The sequence below is a fragment of the Dorea sp. AM10-31 genome, from assembly GCF_003435815.1.
Taxonomy (GTDB): Bacteria; Bacillota; Clostridia; order Lachnospirales; family Lachnospiraceae; genus Dorea_D; species Dorea_D hominis.
The window spans coordinates 292,840-313,671 of sequence record NZ_QTUV01000003.1; the positions used below are offsets into that span (position 1 = coordinate 292,840).

Below are 20,832 nucleotides of genomic sequence, written 5' to 3' on the forward strand. Positions count from 1 at the left end.
TTGCTTAGGCGAATTCCGAAGAAGCAATACTATCCGAGGATGCGTTTCAGATCTGCCTCTGGTGTGGAAATTGGTGTCAGCTGATACGTTTCTTTTAATACTTCCAAAACATTTGGTGAGACAAATGCAGGGAGTGTAGGCCCGAGAAGGATATTCCGGATACCAAGATATAACAGTGTGAGCAGGATGCAGACCGCTTTCTGCTCATACCATGACAATACAAGAGTCAGGGGCAGTTCATTGACGCTGCAGTGAAAGGCATCGGCGAGAGCCAGCGCTACTTGAATCGCACTGTAAGCATCATTGCACTGTCCCATATCCATAATACGGGGAAGTCCGTCTATTTCGCCCAGATGCAGATCATTGATCCGGTACTTGCCGCAGGCAAGCGTGAGAATCAATGTATCGGAAGGCGTCTTTTTGGCAAATTCGGTGTAGTAGTTCCGCCCCGGAGCTGCACCGTCGCAGCCACCGATCAGGAAAAAATGACGGATTTTCCCGTTTTTTACAAGATTAATGATCCTGCCGGCTTCTTTTAAGACAGTGCCGTGCGCAAATCCGGTCATAACAGTATTGCCGCCATTGACGCCGTACATCGGATGGTCTTTACCGTAACCGCCACATTCCAGTGCTTTTTCAATAACCGGTGTAAAATCTTTCTCTTCTCCGATGTGGATAAGTTCTGGGTAAGAGACGATGGAGGTGGTAAATACACGGTCGCAATAGCTCTGTCTTACCGGCATGAGGCAGTTTGTTGTGAACAGGATTGGTGCCGGAATGTTGTGAAATTCAAATTGCTGGTTCTGCCATGCAGTTCCGAAATTTCCTTTCAGATGTGGATATTTCTTAAGCTCCGGGTAGCCGTGGGCAGGCAGCATTTCACTGTGTGTATAAATGTTGATGCCCGTATCGTTTGTCTGTTCCAGAAGCAATTTCAAATCGTGAAGATCGTGTCCACTTACAACAATAAAAGGTCCTTTTTCAATCGTAAGTGGAACTTCAGTCGGAACGGGAGTTCCATAGCTTTCCGTATTGGCTTTGTCCAGAAGCTCCATGCATCGGTAATTGACCTCTCCGGTTTTCAGGACGTAGGAGAGAAGTCTTTCGAAGTTTTCTTTACTAGTATCTGACGGTTCACCGAGAACAGCAAGCGCTTCGTAGAAATAATTCAGAACATCCCGGTCAGTGTAGCCAAGCGCCAGTGCATGATAAGCATAGGCAGCCATGCCGCGCAGTCCGAAGAGGATCAGAGATTTCAAAGAGCGGATATCCTCATGATTTTCCCAGATATTTCGGATGTCATATTCTTCTGCGGAAGCATCGATCGCGTTTCTTTCCGCTTGTATTTCCTGTGTCAGTTTGCGCACATTGTCTTCATAGAAATTCACATTTGTGATCGTTGTAAAAAGTCCTTTAAGCACGAGTCGGTCAGATTGTTCAGAAGGTGTCTTTTTATTTACTGCGCGGGCAAGACCAATCAGAGCGTTTGTGAGTGCATCCTGCGCATTTGCAGTGCCACATTTTTTGCCACAGACGCCGGCATTTCCTTCACAGCCGGTATTGTGAGCGGTCTGCTGGCATTGAAAACAAAACATTTTATTCATAGGGTGTCATCCTTTCTTTGTAGTATAATATAGGATTTGTAAAATTGGGGAAAATATACAGGAATAAAAAATCTCCTGCCAGAATTTCTCCGGCAGGAGGTGAATGTCTCAGTTTTAGAAAAGTACATCGTAGTTTCAGTTTTTTGACACTGGTATTATGTTATAAAGTATCACCGCGTTTGATATATCCTGGATGACCCGGATCCGCAATAATCTCTGGTGTATGGATCAGTTTGGCATTGCGGTCGATGACCATATTCTCAACATGAACACCTTTGCCGATCTTGACGCCGGAAAGAACAACACAATTCTTCACGACAGCGCCCTCTTCAATCTGGCAACCACGTCCCATAACAGAATGTTCAACCGTTCCCTCAATTGAGCTTCCGTTGGAAATAACAGAATTTTTTACATCTGCACTTTCAAAATAATGTGTCGGTGCGGAATCGTTTGTACGTGTATAAATTGGCCAGTCTTTACTAAAGAGGCTTCTTGCTGTCTTAAAATCAATCAGAGAGATATTTGCATTATAATAACTTCCAAAATCAGAGATTGCAGCAAAATAACCTCTGTGGGAAACACCACGGATATCAAGTTCGCCACATTCCATGTTAATGATATCTGCAAGTGTATATGAGGAAGAAGTTTTCTTCGCTTTGTGAATCAGTTCAATGAAAAGCTCTTTCTTCATTATATAAGTATCCATGGAGATATTTCGTGTCTTTGCTGTTCCACGGTTCGGCTCCATGTCCAGTACGCCTTTCTGCTTGTTCAGGTTCAGAACATTACAGTTGATGAAAGCGCTTTTGGCATTGTCAACTGTGTGATATAACATTGTAATATCAGCACCGGATTCAATGTGTGTCTCAATCAGATCAGTATAATCCTGACAGTAGATCATATAGCTTGGAGTGATTACAACATATGGGAAATCTTCTGATTCAATACATTCCATATTATCGTAAAATGCTGCAATATCATTATTATAAAGATCCTGTTCGTTGCCAGTCATAGAAAATAAAGTATGTAAACGTCCACGCTTAGAGTTAATGTTGTAATGTCTTCCTGTTCCAAGATGGTCGTTCAGAGAACGTGGCTTTCTTCTTACGTAAACCTGAATGTGGTCAATGCCGCTATTACTCATATTTGAAATAGGAAAGTCTACAACACGGTATCTTCCCAGAAAGGAAACTGCTGCGACCGGACGATAACTCTGCAATCCTTCAACGCGGACATGGTTTCCCGCAAAATTTACAATTCCAAATGCTTTTGCCATATTATTCAACCCCCTTTACGCGCTTGGACACAAGTTCAATATGTTCGCTGTCTGCGCTTCCTACAACGGCGTCTTTGCCAATCTTAACACCGTCTGCGACAAGTGCGCGGGTGATAACAGCGCCTTCTTCAACCTCTACGCCCGGCATCAGTACGCTGTCGATGACCTTTGCACCAGGGTTGACTCTTGCACCGGTGAAAAGGACAGAATTTTTCACTTCGCCGTCTACCATACAGCCCTGTGTAATAAATGCGCGGGTGATGTCGGCATCCGGTCCGATATACTGAGGAAGAGCTGTAACATCCTCGGTATAGATTTTCCATGTCGGATCGCCCAGATCCAGTTCGTTGTTGGCATCCAGAAGATCCATATTAGCTTCCCAGAGAGAATCGATCGTTCCGACATCTTTCCAGTACCCTTTGAACTTGTATGCATAAAGATATTTGCCATCATTTAATAATGTAGGGATAATATCTTTACCAAAATCATGGCTGGAATCCGTATCCTTCATATCAGCAATCAGCATCTTACGGAGAAGTTTCCAATTAAATATGTAAATTCCCATAGAAGCCAGATTACTCTTCGGTTTTTCCGGTTTCTCCTCGAATTCTATAATCTGTCCTTCTTCGTTTGTGTTCATGATACCGAAACGGCTAGCTTCTTTCATCGGGACCTGGATAACTGCAATTGTCGCATCGGCATTGTGTGCCTTGTGCTCCTCCAGCATCTTCGCATAATTCATCTTATAAATGTGATCGCCGGAAAGAACAAGTACATATTCCGGATCGTATGTGTCGATGAAATCAATGTTCTGTGAAATCGCATCGGCAGTACCGCGGTAAACATCCAGATTGGTGTCTGCTTTCTCGCGAGGAGGCAGTACATAGACACCGCTTTCTTTTGCGTCAAGTCCCCAGCGGCGACCTGCAGCTACATAACTGTTTAGAAGAATGGATTCATACTGTGTTAAGACACCTACAACATCTATTCCACTGTTGGCACAGTTGCTGAGCGGGAAATCAACAATGCGATATTTGCCACCGTAAGATACGGCTGGTTTTGCCACTTTGTTAGTCAGCTCATGCAGTCGGGATCCTCTGCCACCAGCTAAAATCATTGCTAACATATTATTATGTTTCATAGTGAGCCCTCTCTTTCTTACTCGATAAAATAATTATACAATTTTTTGCTATCAGACGCAATTGTATTGCAATGTTTTTACTAAAATTTTTGTGAAAAAAGAGACAATATAGCGAAAATTGTTTATAGATAAAAACAATAAATGTTAATCATTGATTACTATTGTCTAATAGTTATAAATGTGCTAGATTTATACGGTAAAATCGGATTATAAAATAGAGAGATTTATTTGAGAAAGGGAGGAAATGCAATGGATTATCAGAGATTGCTACAGGGAATCCTTGATATCGGAGAAGCTATGCTGATGAGTGGGGCTGAGAACTTCCGAATAGATGACAGTTTATATAGAATATGTAAGAGTTATGGTTTTGTAAAATATGATGTATTTGTTATACCAAGCAACATTCAGATCACGGTGGAGACGCCGGATGGAGAGATCCTTACACAGATCCGTCATATCGAATCGACAGATACGAATTTTGACAGACTGGATTATCTCAATAATCTGTGCAGATATGTTTGCCAAAATAAACCGGACGACAAGGAACTTCGGGAAAAATATCTGGAAGTTATGAGAAGACCACAGCAGAAACCATATACGAAGTATTTTGCTGCCGTGATGGGCGGAACCGGATTTGCCGTGTTCTTTGGATGCAATTTTGCGGATGCAATCGTTGCAGTGATCGTATCGCTGATGATCGTTATTGTAGGCGGATGGTTAAGCAGAAGAGAAGAGAATCTGATGATTTACAACCTGATCCTGTCTTTTTTATCAGAAGTGATCATTATAGAGTCTGTCCGGATGGGGCTTGGAAGTCATCCGGAGAGGATTATGATCGGCATCGTTATGCTGCTGATCAGTGGACTTGGCACAACGAACGGTATCCGGGAGCTTTTGCAGAGAGATTTCATTTCCGGAACGATCAATATCATGAATTCGATGCTGGGAGCTGCAGGAATTGCATTCGGTACGGCGCTTGCGATGATCATGCTGAAAGGTGTATCAGCGGAAGGCTTTATTTTAAATCACAGTATACCAATCCAGCTGATATCCTGTACGATTGCCTGTATTGGATTTGCATTCTGGTTTAAGATCCGTGGGAGACAGGTGTGGTATTCCGGAGTAGGTGCTTTCTTTACCTGGGCGATTTATGCCGGAGTATATGCGATCAGACCGAGTAACTTTATTGCAACCTTACTGGGAGCCGTATTCGTAGGATTTTTTGCATTTATCATGTCGAGAGTCAACCGCGCGCCGTCAACGATCTTCCTGACTGCGTCTGTGTTCCCGCTGATTCCCGGACCGAATCTCTACTATATGATGTATGGAATCACCAGCAATGATAAAGCAATGGCAATCAGCGAGACGATGGTATTGTTTGAAACATGTCTGGCAATTGCTTTTGGATTCCTTATCGTTGATGTGGCATCCAGAACGATCATGCGGGCTATGAAGAGAGAATATCATATAGGAAAACATTCATAATAGAAGAAAAAGGCTTGCTTTTTCACCTGGTGTATGGTACACTATGATGGCGAATGGAAGTAGGTCTTTTTTTTATGCCTAAAAAAGACGAGGCAGTCTCGCAAACTGCCAGCAACACGTTAACTTAAGAAATATGAAGCGAGGTGGAAGTTGTGCGTACAAGAATCACATTGGAATGTACAGAATGCAAGCAGCGTAACTACAACATGACAAAGGATAAGAAATCTCATCCGGAGCGCATGGAAACAAAGAAATACTGCAGATTCTGTAAGTCACACACATTGCACAAGGAAACAAAATAATCGCCAAGAAGGAGTGTGAATGTCATGAGTGAAAAGACTCAGAAAAAAAGCTGGTTTAAAGGTCTTAGCAGTGAATTCAAAAAGATCGTGTGGCCAGATCAGATGACACTTGTGAAACACTCGGCAGCCGTTGTTATCACTTCGGCAATTCTGGGTGCGATTATTGCACTGATTGATTTCCTGGTACAGCATGGTATCGATATATTAGTCAATCTTGGCTAATTAAGAAACGAACAGGAAAGGTGAGATTATGTCAGAAGCAAGATGGTATGTAGTTCATACTTATTCAGGGTATGAGAACAAAGTAAAAGCCAACATTGATAAGACAGTTGAAAACAGACATCTGGAAGATCAGATCCTGGAGGTTCGTGTTCCGATGCAGGATGTAGTGGAACTCAAGAACGGAGTGCAGAAAGCAACTCAGAAGAAGATGTTTCCGGGATACGTGCTCATTCATATGATCATGAATGACGACACTTGGTATGTTGTGCGTAATACAAGAGGAGTAACGGGATTTGTCGGACCTGGATCAAAACCGGTTCCGCTTACAGACGCTGAGATGGCTCCACTTGGAATTGCACAGGACAACATTGTGGTAGATTTTGAAGAAGGAGATACCATTCAGGTTATTGCCGGAGCATGGGCTGACACTGTTGGTGTTATTCAGACGATTAACCCGCAGAAGCAGAGCCTGACGATCAATGTTGAACTGTTCGGCCGCGAAACGCCGGTAGAAATTGGTTTCGCAGAAGTTAAAAAGATGTAAGAGCACAGAGATTTATTCTGTACCCATTACGAAAGTTAGAAGAAGATGTGGGAGGGTACACGTAAGTCCCGCAATCACCACAAGGAGGTAATTGAAATGGCAAAAAAAGTACAAGGTTACATTAAATTACAGATTCCTGCTGGAAAAGCAACTCCGGCACCACCGGTTGGACCAGCTCTTGGTCAGCACGGTGTAAACATCGTTGAATTTACAAAACAGTTCAACGCTAAGACAGCAGATCAGGGAGATATGATCATCCCTGTAGTAATTACTGTTTATAATGACAGAAGCTTCAGCTTCATCACAAAGACACCACCGGCAGCAGTTCTGATTAAGAAAGCCTGCAACATCAAATCTGGATCAGGCGTTCCGAATAAGAAGAAAGTTGCTACTATTACAAAAGCACAGGTTCAGGAAATCGCTGAGCTTAAGATGCCGGACTTAAATGCTGCATCTGTTGAATCTGCTATGAGCATGATCGCAGGAACTTGCCGCAGCATGGGTGTAACAGTTGAAGAATAAGTGGGAGGGTTTTCCCGATAATACCACAAGGAGGTTTATTTAGAATGAAAAGAGGAAAGAAATACGTTGAAGCTGCAAAAGCAATCGACAGAGCAACTCTGTATGATGCTGCTGATGCAGTAGCATTAGTAAAGAAAACTGCAGTAGCAAAATTCGATGAAACAATCGAAGCTCATATCAGAACCGGATGTGACGGACGTCACGCTGACCAGCAGATTCGTGGAGCAGTTGTACTGCCACACGGAACAGGTAAAAAAGTTCGTATCTTAGTATTTGCTAAAGATGCTAAAGCTGAAGAAGCTAAAGCAGCTGGAGCTGATTATGTTGGAGGAGAAGAACTCATTCCGAAGATCCAGAACGAGAACTGGTTCGAATTTGACGTAGTAGTAGCTACACCAGATATGATGGGTGTTGTTGGTCGTCTTGGTCGTGTACTTGGACCAAAAGGACTTATGCCGAACCCGAAGGCTGGTACAGTAACTATGGACGTTACAAAAGCTGTTCAGGAAATCAAAGCCGGTAAGATTGAGTACAGACTTGATAAAACAAACATTATCCATGTGCCAGTAGGTAAAGCATCCTTTACTGAAGAACAACTTGCGGACAACTTCCAGACGCTTATCGATGCAATTAACAAAGCAAGACCAGCAGCTGTTAAAGGACAGTACTTAAAGAGTGTTGTTCTGACATCTACAATGGGACCTGGTGTTAAGGTTAACCCAATGAAACTTGCTTAATTAAAGGCAGAATAATATCATGGAGTCTTTGCAAAACGGATGAAGTGTTCATCCGCGGAGCGAAGGCTCTTTTTTGTTTTAGCGTTGAAGGAAAGATTAAGAATTTATGAAGAGCCTTGTGTTTCGTGTCGAAAGATAGTAAGATGGGATTATCTTTCAGAATGTAACAGCTTGCAGCGTTTCTGCATACTGAAGATGAGAAGGAGGACGAGGGTTATGTATTTAAACACAGAATTGAAAATGAATGGAAAGAATGCTTTCCGTAGAAATTACTGGCCGTGTGTCGGAGCAACGCTTGTGGTTAGTTTACTTACAGGGGGTGGCACATCTGTAGCCAGTAATGCATCAGATGTGTCGAGCCTGGCGACGAATACATTTTCGGGTTCAACATCTGCTACAGACTACATTATGAGCATTCCAACAGGGCTTGCAGGAATGGCAGTCAGCATCTTGGGAGTAGTAGCTATCCTTGCAGTATTGTTTAGCTTATTTGTCAGTAATGTAATGGAAGTTGGTGGAGACCGCTTCTTTATCCAGAACAGAGATTCAGCGCCGACAGTCGGAACAATTTTTGACGGATTCAAGTCTGGCAATTATCTGAATATTGTAAAGACAATGTTTCTGAAAGACTTATATACTTTCCTGTGGACATTACTGCTGATCATTCCGGGGATTGTAAAGAGTTTTGAATACCTGATGGTTCCGTATATTCTTGCGGAAAATCCAGGTATGGACAGTAGAGAGGCATTTGCATTGAGTAAACAGATGATGGACGGAGAGAAAGCAAATGCATTTATGCTGGGACTGTCCTTTATTGGTTGGTATATTTTAACTATTATAACATGTGGAATTGCAGGTGTTTTCTATGTATATCCATATGTATATGCAACGTATGCTGAATTGTACGCATATAATAAAGAAAAAGCATTCCAGCAGGGATGGATTCATTAGAATGAAATATTAAAGCTTTCAGCTACAGCAATGAGGTCGGCAATTACGCCGACGGCAGATTTTGAAGATGAGTCATGGAGAGAAATTCTTCCATGGCTCTTGTTTTATATTTGTGGTTCTTGTAGTAGAAATAAACCTGACGGTGGGCGCTGTCACCGGCTAATTTGTAATAAACGAAATGCTCAAATGCCGGGAGCTGTCTTACAAGCATATCGCTAATAAATGTGGCACCGAGCTGTGTGGATGCAGCCATGTAGGCGGTGGACTGCTGATCCAGTTCCAGAATAATATGTGGGTGAAAGCCTGCTTCGCGGCACAGCCTGTCTGCACGGATCCTTGTGTCATTTCCCGGTGCAAGAGTGATAAAAGGAAGCTTTGAAAAATGCTCCAGTGGCACAGCAGGGCAGGTACCTTTCAGATAGTCCTTGTTTTGGATTGATTCATGAGATAACTGGTATGATTCAAGCTTTTCGTTTTCGCGGAAATGACGTGGGACAGCGAGAAAAATATTTTCCATACAGTAGAGTTCACGGCTGTAAAGTGTACTGTCATAATGATAGTTGTCGATTACGAAGTCAACGGAGTTATTGCTGAGCAAAGATTCCAGAAGCGTTGTATTTCCCTCTGTGATCTGGATGTCAACGTCAGGGAATTTTTTCTTAAAATCTGTGACGATCGGTGGCAGAACATAACCGGCGAAGAGCGTGCTGGCGCCAAGCGACAGACTTCCGGTTTTCAGTGTAGTCAGATTGTTGATGTAATTTTCCACCCGCTGCTCAATCTGGAAAATCTCTTCCGCAGCTTTTATATAAACTTCCCCGACTTCTGTAAGCTGCAGTGGGCTGGTGCTGCGGTCGAACAAAGGAAACCCGATTTCTTTCTCTACTTTCTTTACACGGGCGCTTAAAGAAGGCTGGCTGATATAAAGGTTCTGCGCGGCTTTTGAAAAGCTCTTTTCTCTGTAAACTTCATAAATATATTTCTTCCACGTAAACATAAAATACTCCTTATAGTTAAAGCGATATAACATTTATATAATTATAAATATTTGAATATAGTATACTACTGCGTTATGATAATAGCAACAAGAGAAAGATAAACAAATAATGATATAAAATATAAAGGTGGGGAATACAATGAATAAAATCTTAAGAGCAAAGAGAATGGAACATGTACACTCAGATATCAGAGGGCCATTATTTGTTGAAGCTATGAACATGCAGGCAAAGGGAATCGACGTGCTGAAATTGAATACCGGTAATCCGGCAACATTTGGTTTTAAACAGCCGAAGAGCATTGAAGATGCGCTGGAGCATCACACAGCTGATGGGGTAGGCTATTGTGATTTCAGGGGGATGCCGCAGTCCCGTGAAGCGATTAGCTCATATCACAGATCAAAAGGAATCAAAGGCGTAACAGCTGATGATGTATTTATTGGTAATGGAGTCAGTGAGGTTGTTTCGTTTGCATTAATGCCACTTTTAAATGATGGCGATGAAGTGCTTGTACCGACACCGAGTTATTCAATTTGGGGAAATTCTGTATATCTTGCAGGAGGAAAACCGGTGTTCTATGTTTGCGATGAGAAGGCAAACTGGTATCCGGATATCGACGATATCCGTTCTAAGATCACATCCAGAACAAAAGCAATCGTTGTGATCAATCCGAATAATCCGACTGGAATGTTATATCCAAGAGAGATTCTGGAACAGATCGTTGAAGTCGCAAGAGAAGCCGGAATCATGGTATTTGCCGATGAAATCTACGACCGCCTTGTAATGGACGGACTGGAGCATACATCGATCGCATCACTTGCGGAGGATGTGCCGATGGTAACGCTGAACGGACTTTCCAAATCCCACTGCTTGTGTGGATACAGATGTGGATGGATGATCATCAGCGGACCGAGAGCACTGACAGAAGATTACAAACAGGGAATCGTACAGCTTACATCTCTTCGTTTGTGCGCAAATACACTGGGACAGATTGTTATCCCGGCTGCACTTGATGATATGGAGACACCGATGTCCATGGTTCGCCCGGGTGGAAGAATCTACGAGCAGAGAGAAGCAACGATCCGTGAGCTTGAGAAGATCGACGGACTTTCATTTGTAAAGAACAACAGTGCATTCTATATCTTCCCGAAAATGGATGCAGATAAGTTCCACATTACGGATGACAAGCAGTTTGCAAGTGATCTGCTTCATGAGACAAATATTCTGCTTGTACCGGGAAGCGGATTTGATTGGCACAGACCGGATCACTTCCGTCTGGTTATGCTTCCACAGGCAGAAGTTCTCTCTGATGCGATGAAACGTATGGGAGAGTTCCTGGATGGTTATGACCAGAGAAAGTCCTTTAAAATAGAGAGAAAATCTGCGTAAAACAGATCGCGAAAACAGATTATAAAAATGGTCATAAAAAATAACGGATAAATACAAAAAAGTATTGACAAATACATGCAGATGTGATAATCTATCTAAGGACTGCCGAAGACAGTAGGTATTCGCAAGAATGTAAGGATGAGATTCAGACGCCTACCGAGGAAAGATCGATACAAAATGTATGACTTTACAACCTCTATGTCTTGGGATGTAGAGGTTTTATTTTTTATCTATCGGCGGTGTAAAACTCAAAATCTATAAGGAGGTGCACCATTCGTGGCAAAAGTTGAATTAAAACAACCAATCGTACAGGCTATTGCAGAAGATATCAAAGATGCAGCAAGCGTTGTCTTAGTTGACTATCGTGGACTGACTGTTGCAGAGGACACTGCTCTTCGTAAACAGTTAAGAGAAGCTGGTATCGTCTACAAAGTTTGTAAAAACACAATGATGAAAAGAGCTTTTGAAGGAACTGATTTTGCAGCTTTAGATGAACACTTGGAAGGTCCAAGCGCTATCGCAATTTCTAAAGATGACGCTACAGCTCCTGCAAGAATCCTTTGCAAATTCGCAAAAGATGCAAAAGCACTTGAATTAAAAGCTGGTGTTGTTGAAGGTACAGTTTACGATGTAGCAGGACTTACAGAACTTTCCAAAGTTCCTTCAAGAGAAGAGTTACTGTCCAAGTTACTTGGAAGCTTACAGTCACCTATCACCAATCTTGCTCGTGTTCTTAATCAGATCGCAGAGCAGGGAGGCGAAGCTGCTCCGGCTGAAGAAGCAGCAGAAGAAGCTCCGACAGAGGAGTAATCAATTATAACAAATATTAAAAAATGGAGGATAATAAAATGGCAAAATTAACAACAGCTGAATTTATTGATGCAATCAAAGAGTTATCAGTATTAGAGTTAAATGATTTAGTAAAAGCATGTGAAGAAGAATTTGGTGTTTCTGCAGCAGCAGGTGTAGTAGTTGCAGCAGCAGGAGCTGACGGAGCAGGAGCAGCAGAAGAGAAAGATGAGTTCGACGTAGAATTAGTATCTGCTGGATCTTCTAAAGTTAAAGTAATCAAAGTTGTTCGTGAGATCACAGGACTTGGATTAAAAGAAGCTAAAGAATTAGTAGACGGAGCTCCGAAGGTAGTTAAAGAAGGCGCTTCTAAAGCTGAGGCTGAGGAAATCAAAGCTAAACTTGAGGGCGAAGGTGCAGAAGTTAACCTTAAATAATTTTGAGTTTTCATACACTGAGTGTAAAAAGAGTTCGCATTATGCGGACTCTTTTTTATATGAAACTTGTTTAAGTAATATGTTATAAATAAGTTTGAACTTAACTTATTTGAGTAATATGATACAAATAAGTTTCTGTTGAACTTGTTTGAGTAATATGTTATAAAAGTGAAATAGCACAAAACTTAACAGGAGGTTTTCAAATGATACGTTTTAACAATGATTACAATCATGGCGCGCATAATGCGATTATTCAGGCGATTGGTGAGATCAATACAGAATCTTATGCGGGATATGGAGAAGATGAGTGGTGTCAGAAAGGAGCCGACGAGATCCGGAAATATCTTGGCGGTGCAGATGTAGATATTCATTTTATGGTTGGGGGAACACCGGCGAATATTACCGTAATGACTGCTGCCTTACGTCCTTATGAGAGTGTGATCTGTGCAGAAAACGGACATATCAATCACCATGAGGCAGGTTCTATTGAACATACCGGACATAAGATATTGTCAGTTCCTGCGAAAGAAGGAAAATTAACGGCAGAAGCAGTCAGAGAGACAGCCGCACATTATTACGATCACGGACAGGTGGAATTTCTGACTGCTCCGAAGATTGTATTTCTATCTTCGCCTTCCGAATATGGAACTATCTACAGTAAGAAAGAGCTTTTAGAGATTCGGAAAGTATGCGATCAGTACAATATGTATCTGTACGTGGACGGTGCAAGACTTGGTTACTGGCTTTCATGCAGTGCATGTGATGTGACGCTGGAAGATCTTGCACGGATCGCGGATGTATTTTACATAGGTGGAACGAAGTGCGGCGCTTTATTTGGAGAAGCGCTTGTAATTGTAAACAAAAACTTGCGCGACCATTTCCGCACTTACATGAAACAGAGTGGCGGAATCCTTGCAAAAGGCTGGCTGCTCGGTGTGCAGTTCTATACATTGTTCAAAGATGGACTTTATTTTGAACTTACAAAACATGCAGATGATCTGGCAGCAAAACTGAAACAGGGATTTGCCGATGCTTCGATCCCGCTGTACATGGACAGCCCTACAAATCAGTTATTTGTAATTCTGACAAATGAAAAGGCAGACGAACTTGCAGAAGAGTTTACTTATGAATTTGATCATGTAGTAGATGAAGAACGTATCTGCGTGCGCTTCTGTACAAGCTGGAGCAGCACAGAAGAAGAGGTTGATAAATTAATCGCGGCTTTGTAAAGTTGCAGAAAATATGTGACATTTCAACGATACACCTGTAAAGGACGTTCTCCTAGGCTGCAATGGACAAGTTGACACGTTTTTTTGCGGAGTATATAATAAATTGCAGTCATACAACAGGGAGGATATAGTTTTGGAAAAGTTAAAACCTGTGGCAACAGAAAGAAGACGGCAGATGAGAAATGACATCTACCGCTATATTTTTTATTCCAAAGAACCGGTCAGCAAGCAGCAAATTGCAAATGCACTGAATGTCAGCCGTCCAACAGTGCTCCAGAATCTTCTGGAGTTAGAAGAGGCCGGTCTGGTAGAAATGGCAGAAATCAGAGAATCCCAGGGAGGAAGACCACCGGCAGCTTATGTGGCAAAGGGGGATATTAAGATGGCGCTTGGTGTGTCGCTGTCAGCAAATCAACTCAAATTTCTGCTCTCGGATCTGAAGCAGAATGTACTGGCATATAAGGAGATAGATCTGGAGTATCAGACAGATTCAGATGTATTTGCGATTACAGAAGAACAGCTTGAAGTATTTCTCACAGAAAATCATGTAGACCGGAAACGCCTGTTGGGAGTCGGAATTACAATACCAGGAGTATTTGATGAAAATACCAAGAATCTAATACTTTCACCAACAATAAAACTAAAAGATTTTCGTATAGAAGAGATCCGTAAAAAAATTCCATATCCGCTGTATTTTGAAAATGACGGAATTAGTGGTGGCGTCGCAGAATGGCTTTCGCGGGATGCCGAAGAGAAAAAGAAGGATTTTGTGTATTTATTTCTGGAAGAAGGAGTAGGGGGAGCTATTTTTTTAAATGGAGCACCTTTTTACGGAGTTTCACACAGAAGTGCTGAGTTTGGACACATGAAAGTAGAATCTAATGGGAAGATCTGCAACTGCGGAAAGAGAGGATGTCTGGAAGCCTACTGCAGTGCACTGAGACTGAGCACAGAGCTGGGAATCACGATAGATAAATTCTTTGAAGATCTGGAAGATAATCCGGAATATCAGAAAATCTGGGAGGATGTTCTGGAACATCTGGCAGTCGGTATTAATAATTTAAGACTCGCATTCGACTGTGATGTTGTACTTGGCGGTTTTCTGTCATACTATTTGCAGCCATATATGGGGAAATTAAAAGAGATGGTTGCTGATCTGAGTATTTTCGGGGAAGATGCAGAATATATTAAGATAGGTCAATACCCAAGACGGGCTGTCATGATGGGTGTCGCATGGCATTTTACAAATGAATATATAGAAAATATATAAAAATGTGTCGGAGTACGAAAGGCTCCAGCATATTTTTTGATTATATAAAGTGCACAAAAAATAAAAAAGATATTGTTTGTTTTTAACAAAAAAACGAAAAGCTATTGAAAAAAAAGTAGAATACAGGTATATTCTACTTATGAAAGTTGTTTTACAAAAATAATTTCATAAGTAATTACAAAAGTAGTAAAAAGAAAGGAAGGAACGAGATGAAGGTGAAAAGAATATTGTCAGGACTGCTGGCAGTAGCAATGGTCTTCTCGCTTACCGCATGCAGCGGCATCATGGAACCAAAGAAGAATGATGGAAAGAAGACGGTTGGAATTGCGATGCCGACAAAGACACTGGAACGATGGAACCGTGATGGTGCATACCTGAAAAAGAAGTTCGAAGATGCCGGGTATAATGTAGAGCTTACTTATTCGGATAACAAGATCGATCAGCAAGTAAAGGATATAGAAAGTCTGATCGCAGATGATGTGAATCTGCTTCTGGTAGCAACGATCGACGGTGAGTCTATGACGCAAGTATTAAGAGATGCAAAGGATATGGGAATTCCTGTAATTGCATACGACCGTCTGATCCGTGAATCGGATGCAATTGATTATTATGTTTCCTTTGATAATTACAAGGTTGGACAGATGCAGGGACAATTTGTAATTGACAAATTCGGACTGGATCTGAAGGACAAATCAAAGAGTTATAACATTGAATTTACAGCAGGTGATCCGGCAGACAATAATGCGACATATTTCTTTAATGGTGCTTATGACACATTAAAACCTTACTTGGATGCAGGAATCCTGAAAGTTCCTTCTAAACAGACAAAGTTTGATCAGGTTGCAACAAAAGCCTGGGATACGGCAACTGCGATGACCAGATTCCAGAATATTTTAGGATCTAACTATTCCAAAGGAAAACAACTGGATGCAGTGGTATGTTCCAATGATGCAACAGCATTAGGAGTACTTCAGGCAATTGATTCGGACTATGCCGGAGATAATAAAGTACTGCTTACCGGGCAGGATGCGGACGAAGCCAATCTTGCAAAGATTGTAGATGGAAAACAGACGATGACTATTTACAAAACATCAGCAAATGAAGCAGAAGTAGCCATTGATGTAGGAAAAGCAATCTTAAATGGAGAAAAACCAGATGCGGATTTGATAAAAAAAGCCAACTGGGATTTTTCATGTAAGTATGATACAAAGACTTATGATAACGGTAAAAAGGTTGTTCCATCTTACCTGCTGACTCCGGTGGTTGTCACAAAAGATAATCTTCAAAAAGAATTGATTGATACAGGATATTACAAACTGGATAAGAAGGGATATCCGAAGAATGCAAATTAACCTGATGAGACGGGAGGAAGAAAGAGATGGCTGATTATATTCTGGAAATGAAGAACATTACAAAGCTTTATCCGGGAGTAAAAGCGCTTGACAATGTAAATCTCAAAGTCGAAAGAGGAGAGATTCATGCACTGGTCGGTGAAAATGGTGCCGGAAAATCAACGCTTATGAATGTTCTTTCCGGAACGATTCCTTACGGGGAATACACCGGAGATATTGTATATAATGGAGAAGTTTGTCAGTTCCATAATATTCATGACAGTGAGGACAAAAAAATCGTAATTATCCACCAGGAACTTGCGTTGATTCCTGAAATGACAATTGCGGAGAATATGTTTCTTGGAAATGAACGGAAAAACAGATTCGGAAAAATTAACTGGAATGAAGCGTACAAACAGGCTGATGAAAATATGAAAAAAGTAGGCTTAAAAGAACAGTCTTCCATGTTGATCAAAGACATCGGAACCGGAAAACAGCAACTGGTTGAGATCGCAAAAGCACTTTCCAAAGATGTAAAACTTCTGATTCTGGATGAGCCTACAGCATCTTTAAACGAAAAAGATTCCAAGATGCTTCTGGACATGCTTTTAAAATTCAAAGAAGAGGGAATGACGGCGATCATCATTACCCACAAATTGAACGAAGTTGCTTATGTTGCTGATAAGATTACGGTAGTCCGTGATGGATCAACAATCGAAACTATGGATAATAAAGATCACAACATAGATGAAGAACGAATCATCAAGGGAATGGTCGGAAGAGAATTGTCCAACCGTTATCCGCAGCGTGAGCATAACATTAGTGATGAAGTACTTTTTGAGGCGAAAGACTGGACTGTTTATCATCCGGTTTATACAGAAAAATGTATGGTAGATCATGTGAACTTTCATGTAAACAGAGGAGAGATTGTAGGATTCTCCGGGCTTCAGGGCGCCGGAAGAACAGAACTTGCAATGTCTTTATTTGGAAAAAATTATGGAAGCCATATTTCCGGACAGGAGTTTATCCGAGGTGAAGAAGTTCATTTGAAAAATGAAAAAGATGCAATTTTACATGGACTGGCATATGCAACGGAAGACCGGAAAACAAACGGATTGATTCTAAGTGACACAATTGCACGGAATACAACAATGGCAAGAATGGAAAAAATATCTAATCGCTTTGGTGTGATCGATGTAGATAAAGAGAATAAAGTTGCCGAAGAGTATGTAAAAAGGATGCGTACAAAGACACCGGGGATTTTCCAGAAAGCCGGTAACCTGTCAGGAGGAAATCAGCAGAAAGTACTCCTGTCAAAATGGATGTTCGCAGAACCGGATGTTTTATTCCTGGATGAGCCGGGACGAGGTATTGACGTAGGAGCAAAATATGAGATTTACTGCATTATGAATGAAATGGTAAAAGAAGGCAAAGCAGTTGTTATGATTTCTTCAGAACTGCCGGAACTTCTTGGAATGTGTGATCGAATTTATATTATGAACGAAGGAAAACTGGTGGGAGAGTTAGAAGCCAGTGAAGCAACGCAGGAGCGAATCATGGATAAGATTCTTTCCTCAAATGATGAAAAGGAAAACTAAGGAGGTAACGGCATGAAACTGAAGTCAACATTAAAACAATATACCATGGTTATTGCATTGGTTATTGTATTTATATTTTTTACAGTATTGACAGGGGGGAGACTGATTCTTGCACAGAATATCTCCAACTTGCTTTTGCAGAACGCATATGTAATGGTAATGGCATGTGGAATGCTTTTATGTATTTTAACAGGTGGTAACGTAGATCTGTCAGTAGGAGCAACCTTATGTCTCTCCGCTGCGCTGGCAGCAACAGCATTGCAGTCCGGTAAATCACCGGTTGTTGCGATCATAATGGCAATGGCTGCTGCACTGGTTATCGGACTGTTTCAGGGTATTTTAATTGGATATATCCATGTTCCTCCGTTTATCTGTACACTGGCAGGTATGTTCTTATACAGAGGTCTGGCACGTGCGGTACTGGATTCCAAAACATGTGGTATTACAAATGAAAAATTCCTGGATATTTTCTCTTCATACTTAAGAATGCCAGGTGAAAAACCAAGAGCATGTACTTCTTCTCTGATCGTTGCAGTAATTGTTGCAGTAGTTATTGCTGCTTGTATGCTCTTTAGTTATTATGGAAAGAAAAAACATGGCTATGAAACGAAACCATTTATTTCCATGCTAATCAAATTGATCATTATTGATGCATTAATTGTTATATATGGATGGAAACTTTCACAGTTCAAAGGAATTCCGGTCATGTTACTTTGGATTCTTGCAGTTGTCATTATCTTCGCTTTTGTTACTTCATCTACTGTATTTGGACGTTATTTCTATGCAGTTGGTGGAAATGAGAAGGCGACAAAGCTTTCAGGAATTGATCCTAGAAGAGTGTATTTCTGGGCTTACTTCCTGATGAGTGCATTAGCTGGTCTGTCTGGTCTGCTGGTAGCTGCCAGAATCGGTTCTGTAGATGGAAACATGGGAAATACATATGAGATGGATGCCATCGCATCTTGCTTCATCGGAGGAGCTTCTGCATATGGTGGCTCAGGAACTGTCGGAGGAGTTATGGTCGGTGCCGTTCTGCTGGGTGTTATCAATCAGGGAATGTCAATTTACGGACTGCCGGATCAGTGGCAGTATGTAGTAAAAGGAGTTGTACTTCTTGCTGCTGTAATTTTCGATGTAGTTTCTAATAAGAAAACAGGAAAAGCATAAAACGGAATAATAGGAAATAAAATGCCGGAGTCTTTCTCTTTCAGAATGAGAAGAGAAAGACTCCGGCATTTTATAATGAAATTATACAGATGAATTTTCAGACTAACAGTGAAGTCCGTCAGATTGGCTTAAGGAGAAAAATTTTGATCCGCTGGATTCGTTCCTTAATGAGTCACATTCCGTAAATGCAATGCTGTATGCTTCCGCAGCAGTGGAATCATTCCGGACACATGGGATCCCGGCGCGGTATGTGGAAGGATATTATCTGTCGGATAATCAGATTGCGCAGAGCGATGACGGACATGAGCTGTTGTCGGGAGAAGATATGCATGCATGGGCGGAAGTTTATTTTGACGGTGTGGGATGGCTTCCGGTAGATGTAACACCGGGCTATTATTATGATACGGCAGAGCTACGGACAGTTATCTGGAAGAACTTGTGAGGGAGACTACAGATTCATAATTTCATGCAGATATTCTTTGACATAACTGATCGCGGCGCCCTCGCATCGGAGCGCTTTTTGATTCTGTCCCTGACGGATAAAACGCTGTTCCGTAGGAAAGGCAGATTTTTCAGATGCATAACGGTGCAGAGTATCGATATCTTCTTCCGTAAGATACGGAGAGAGCGTACCGCCGATCAGTACCGGATAATCAATAAACATACGCAGGTTATTAATGGCAGTCGCAAGATTCAGGAGATAGGTATTCCAACATTCCTGACAAGTGCGGTTGCCTTTTCTTAATTCTTCAAAAAATGTATGCAGATGCCCGGTCACGTCAATAAGCGGCTGTGTAGAACAGTAAGTTTCCATGCAGCCACGGCGGCCGCAGTAACATGGGCGGCCATTCGGAATCAGAGTCATATGCTCAAAGACACCGCTCTTCAGATCTGTGCCTTTAAGAGAGCTACGGTTTACAATCAGTGCACCGCTTAGATGACTGCGGATATTCAGGTAAATGAAGTCCTTCAAAGAAGGATGAGACCACAGTTCAAACTGCGCGGCAGCTTCCGCATCGTGGAAAAATTTGCACGGGTACGGAAGATGATCTGTAAATACAGAAATATGAAGTCCTGTACAATTTAAAATCTTACCGTAAGTGACAGTCGTTCCGTCTGCAGAAATCAGTCCCTGGAGTACAATGCCGACTCCAAGGATTTTTTTATGGTCAATTTTATTTCCGTTAATAAAATGTGTAATGCTGTTACAGATATTCCGGAAATAAGAAACTTCGTTGACAAAACCAATTTCATACCATGCCGTGCAGATCGTATTCCCGTACAGGTCAATTGCCGTAATTTCATAAGAGTCCTGCAGTAACTCGACACCGATGGAGATCTTAGAATCCGGGATAAATACGATCGCATTCGCTTTTCGTCCGCCGGTGGATTCGTAATAGCCGCTCTTCTCGATCAGCCCTTCTTCGGAACACTCACGGATCAGATTGATCACGGTCGGACGGCTCAGATGCAGCAATTCACATAAAACCTGTTGCTGACTGGATTCGTTTTCATAAATATGGCGGAGAAGTGCCTGCTTGTTATTCTTTTTTACATCAGATGTTGTCATTGGACTCATAATCGCACCTCATTCAAATTCGTTCTTAAAGGAAGTATATCACAAAATCAAATGGACAATGATAGTGCAAAGTGCATAAAAAATAAAAAAAATAATAGTAAATTTGTGATAATTGACAAAAATAGAAAAAAGAAATACACTTATGTAAAAGAGGTTTACAGAAGTAAATTAAAAAAGTGACGAAGAAGATTTGAATCAAGGAGGAAAAGAAATGAGCAATTTACCAGAGAAAATGAAAGCAATCGTTGCGTATGCACCTGGAGA

The 20,832-nt window shown here is 41.5% G+C and carries 21 protein-coding genes and 1 other annotated feature; of the genes, 16 read left to right on the top strand and 5 right to left on the bottom strand.

The genetic code is table 11. The features are described 5' to 3' along the window. Positions 1-29: 29 nt before the first annotated feature. The 3 genes from hcp to DW125_RS07590 all read right to left on the bottom strand — a co-directional run bounded on the left by hcp (position 30) and on the right by DW125_RS07590 (position 4,021). Positions 30-1,595, bottom strand: a complete 1,566-nt coding sequence (gene hcp / locus DW125_RS07580) for a hydroxylamine reductase (protein ID WP_334294210.1) — start codon at positions 1,593-1,595, stop codon at positions 30-32. Positions 1,596-1,764: 169 nt separating this feature from the next. Continuing rightward, complete coding sequence (glgD, locus tag DW125_RS07585) at positions 1,765-2,880, bottom strand: glucose-1-phosphate adenylyltransferase subunit GlgD (RefSeq protein ID WP_021861509.1); 1,116 nt, start codon at positions 2,878-2,880, stop codon at positions 1,765-1,767. A gap of 1 nt (position 2,881) precedes the next feature. Beyond that, entirely contained in the window at positions 2,882-4,021 is a 1,140-nt protein-coding gene (locus DW125_RS07590) for a glucose-1-phosphate adenylyltransferase (protein WP_021861510.1), read from the bottom strand. A 249-nt stretch (positions 4,022-4,270) separates the two neighbouring features. On the opposite strand from DW125_RS07590, the gene DW125_RS07595 reads away from it, so the two are divergent. The 7 genes from DW125_RS07595 to DW125_RS07625 all read left to right on the top strand — a co-directional run bounded on the left by DW125_RS07595 (position 4,271) and on the right by DW125_RS07625 (position 8,784). Further along, a complete protein-coding gene (locus DW125_RS07595; protein ID WP_021861511.1) occupies positions 4,271-5,506 on the top strand; it encodes a threonine/serine ThrE exporter family protein in 1,236 nt (411 codons plus the stop codon). A 152-nt stretch (positions 5,507-5,658) separates the two neighbouring features. Further along, positions 5,659-5,808 (top strand): 50S ribosomal protein L33, encoded by a 150-nt coding sequence (rpmG, locus tag DW125_RS07600; protein ID WP_117537725.1) that lies wholly within the window; start codon positions 5,659-5,661, stop codon positions 5,806-5,808. Between the two features lie 24 nt (positions 5,809-5,832). Continuing rightward, entirely contained in the window at positions 5,833-6,030 is a 198-nt protein-coding gene (gene secE, locus DW125_RS07605) for a preprotein translocase subunit SecE (protein WP_021861512.1), read from the top strand. Between the two features lie 28 nt (positions 6,031-6,058). Next, on the top strand, positions 6,059-6,574 hold the full coding sequence (gene nusG / locus DW125_RS07610) for a transcription termination/antitermination protein NusG (RefSeq protein WP_021861513.1): 516 nt from the start codon (positions 6,059-6,061) through the stop codon (positions 6,572-6,574). 96 nt (positions 6,575-6,670) lie between these two features. Next, positions 6,671-7,096, top strand: coding sequence for a 50S ribosomal protein L11 (rplK, locus tag DW125_RS07615; RefSeq protein WP_021861514.1), 426 nt, complete (start codon positions 6,671-6,673; stop codon positions 7,094-7,096). Between the two features lie 44 nt (positions 7,097-7,140). After that, positions 7,141-7,833, top strand: a complete 693-nt coding sequence (gene rplA, locus DW125_RS07620; RefSeq protein ID WP_021861515.1) for a 50S ribosomal protein L1 — start codon at positions 7,141-7,143, stop codon at positions 7,831-7,833. A 216-nt stretch (positions 7,834-8,049) separates the two neighbouring features. After that, positions 8,050-8,784 (top strand): DUF975 family protein, encoded by a 735-nt coding sequence (locus DW125_RS07625; protein WP_021861516.1) that lies wholly within the window; start codon positions 8,050-8,052, stop codon positions 8,782-8,784. Positions 8,785-8,827: 43 nt separating this feature from the next. Here the strand turns inward: DW125_RS07625 and DW125_RS07630 are convergent, their stop codons facing one another. Further along, entirely contained in the window at positions 8,828-9,781 is a 954-nt protein-coding gene (locus DW125_RS07630) for a LysR family transcriptional regulator (RefSeq protein WP_021861517.1), read from the bottom strand. Positions 9,782-9,920: 139 nt separating this feature from the next. Here DW125_RS07630 and DW125_RS07635 point away from each other — a divergent pair, with 139 nt between their 5' ends. From DW125_RS07635 to DW125_RS07675, 9 genes are all read left to right on the top strand, one after another. Then, positions 9,921-11,168, top strand: coding sequence for an aminotransferase class I/II-fold pyridoxal phosphate-dependent enzyme (locus tag DW125_RS07635; RefSeq protein WP_117537726.1), 1,248 nt, complete (start codon positions 9,921-9,923; stop codon positions 11,166-11,168). Positions 11,169-11,255: 87 nt separating this feature from the next. Further along, positions 11,256-11,400 (top strand) — a sequence feature (ribosomal protein L10 leader region). Positions 11,401-11,444: 44 nt separating this feature from the next. Continuing rightward, positions 11,445-11,978 (top strand): 50S ribosomal protein L10, encoded by a 534-nt coding sequence (gene rplJ / locus DW125_RS07640; RefSeq protein ID WP_021861519.1) that lies wholly within the window; start codon positions 11,445-11,447, stop codon positions 11,976-11,978. A gap of 38 nt (positions 11,979-12,016) precedes the next feature. Further along, on the top strand, positions 12,017-12,394 hold the full coding sequence (gene rplL / locus DW125_RS07645) for a 50S ribosomal protein L7/L12 (protein ID WP_021861520.1): 378 nt from the start codon (positions 12,017-12,019) through the stop codon (positions 12,392-12,394). A gap of 203 nt (positions 12,395-12,597) precedes the next feature. Continuing rightward, a complete protein-coding gene (locus DW125_RS07650; protein ID WP_021861521.1) occupies positions 12,598-13,623 on the top strand; it encodes a threonine aldolase family protein in 1,026 nt (341 codons plus the stop codon). A gap of 133 nt (positions 13,624-13,756) precedes the next feature. Then, positions 13,757-14,893 (top strand): ROK family transcriptional regulator, encoded by a 1,137-nt coding sequence (locus DW125_RS07655; RefSeq protein WP_021861522.1) that lies wholly within the window; start codon positions 13,757-13,759, stop codon positions 14,891-14,893. 209 nt (positions 14,894-15,102) lie between these two features. After that, the gene (locus DW125_RS07660; RefSeq protein WP_117537727.1) at positions 15,103-16,245 is read left to right on the top strand and encodes a substrate-binding domain-containing protein; all 1,143 of its coding nucleotides are present in this window, start codon (positions 15,103-15,105) and stop codon (positions 16,243-16,245) included. A 26-nt stretch (positions 16,246-16,271) separates the two neighbouring features. Beyond that, entirely contained in the window at positions 16,272-17,822 is a 1,551-nt protein-coding gene (locus DW125_RS07665) for a sugar ABC transporter ATP-binding protein (RefSeq protein ID WP_117537728.1), read from the top strand. A gap of 12 nt (positions 17,823-17,834) precedes the next feature. After that, the gene (locus DW125_RS07670) at positions 17,835-18,989 is read left to right on the top strand and encodes a sugar ABC transporter permease (RefSeq protein ID WP_021861525.1); all 1,155 of its coding nucleotides are present in this window, start codon (positions 17,835-17,837) and stop codon (positions 18,987-18,989) included. A 151-nt stretch (positions 18,990-19,140) separates the two neighbouring features. Continuing rightward, entirely contained in the window at positions 19,141-19,431 is a 291-nt protein-coding gene (locus tag DW125_RS07675; protein ID WP_278336571.1) for a transglutaminase-like domain-containing protein, read from the top strand. Between the two features lie 6 nt (positions 19,432-19,437). On the opposite strand, the gene DW125_RS07680 is transcribed toward DW125_RS07675, so the two are convergent. Next, positions 19,438-20,568 (bottom strand): ROK family transcriptional regulator, encoded by a 1,131-nt coding sequence (locus DW125_RS07680; protein ID WP_117537729.1) that lies wholly within the window; start codon positions 20,566-20,568, stop codon positions 19,438-19,440. Positions 20,569-20,832 lie beyond the last annotated feature (264 nt).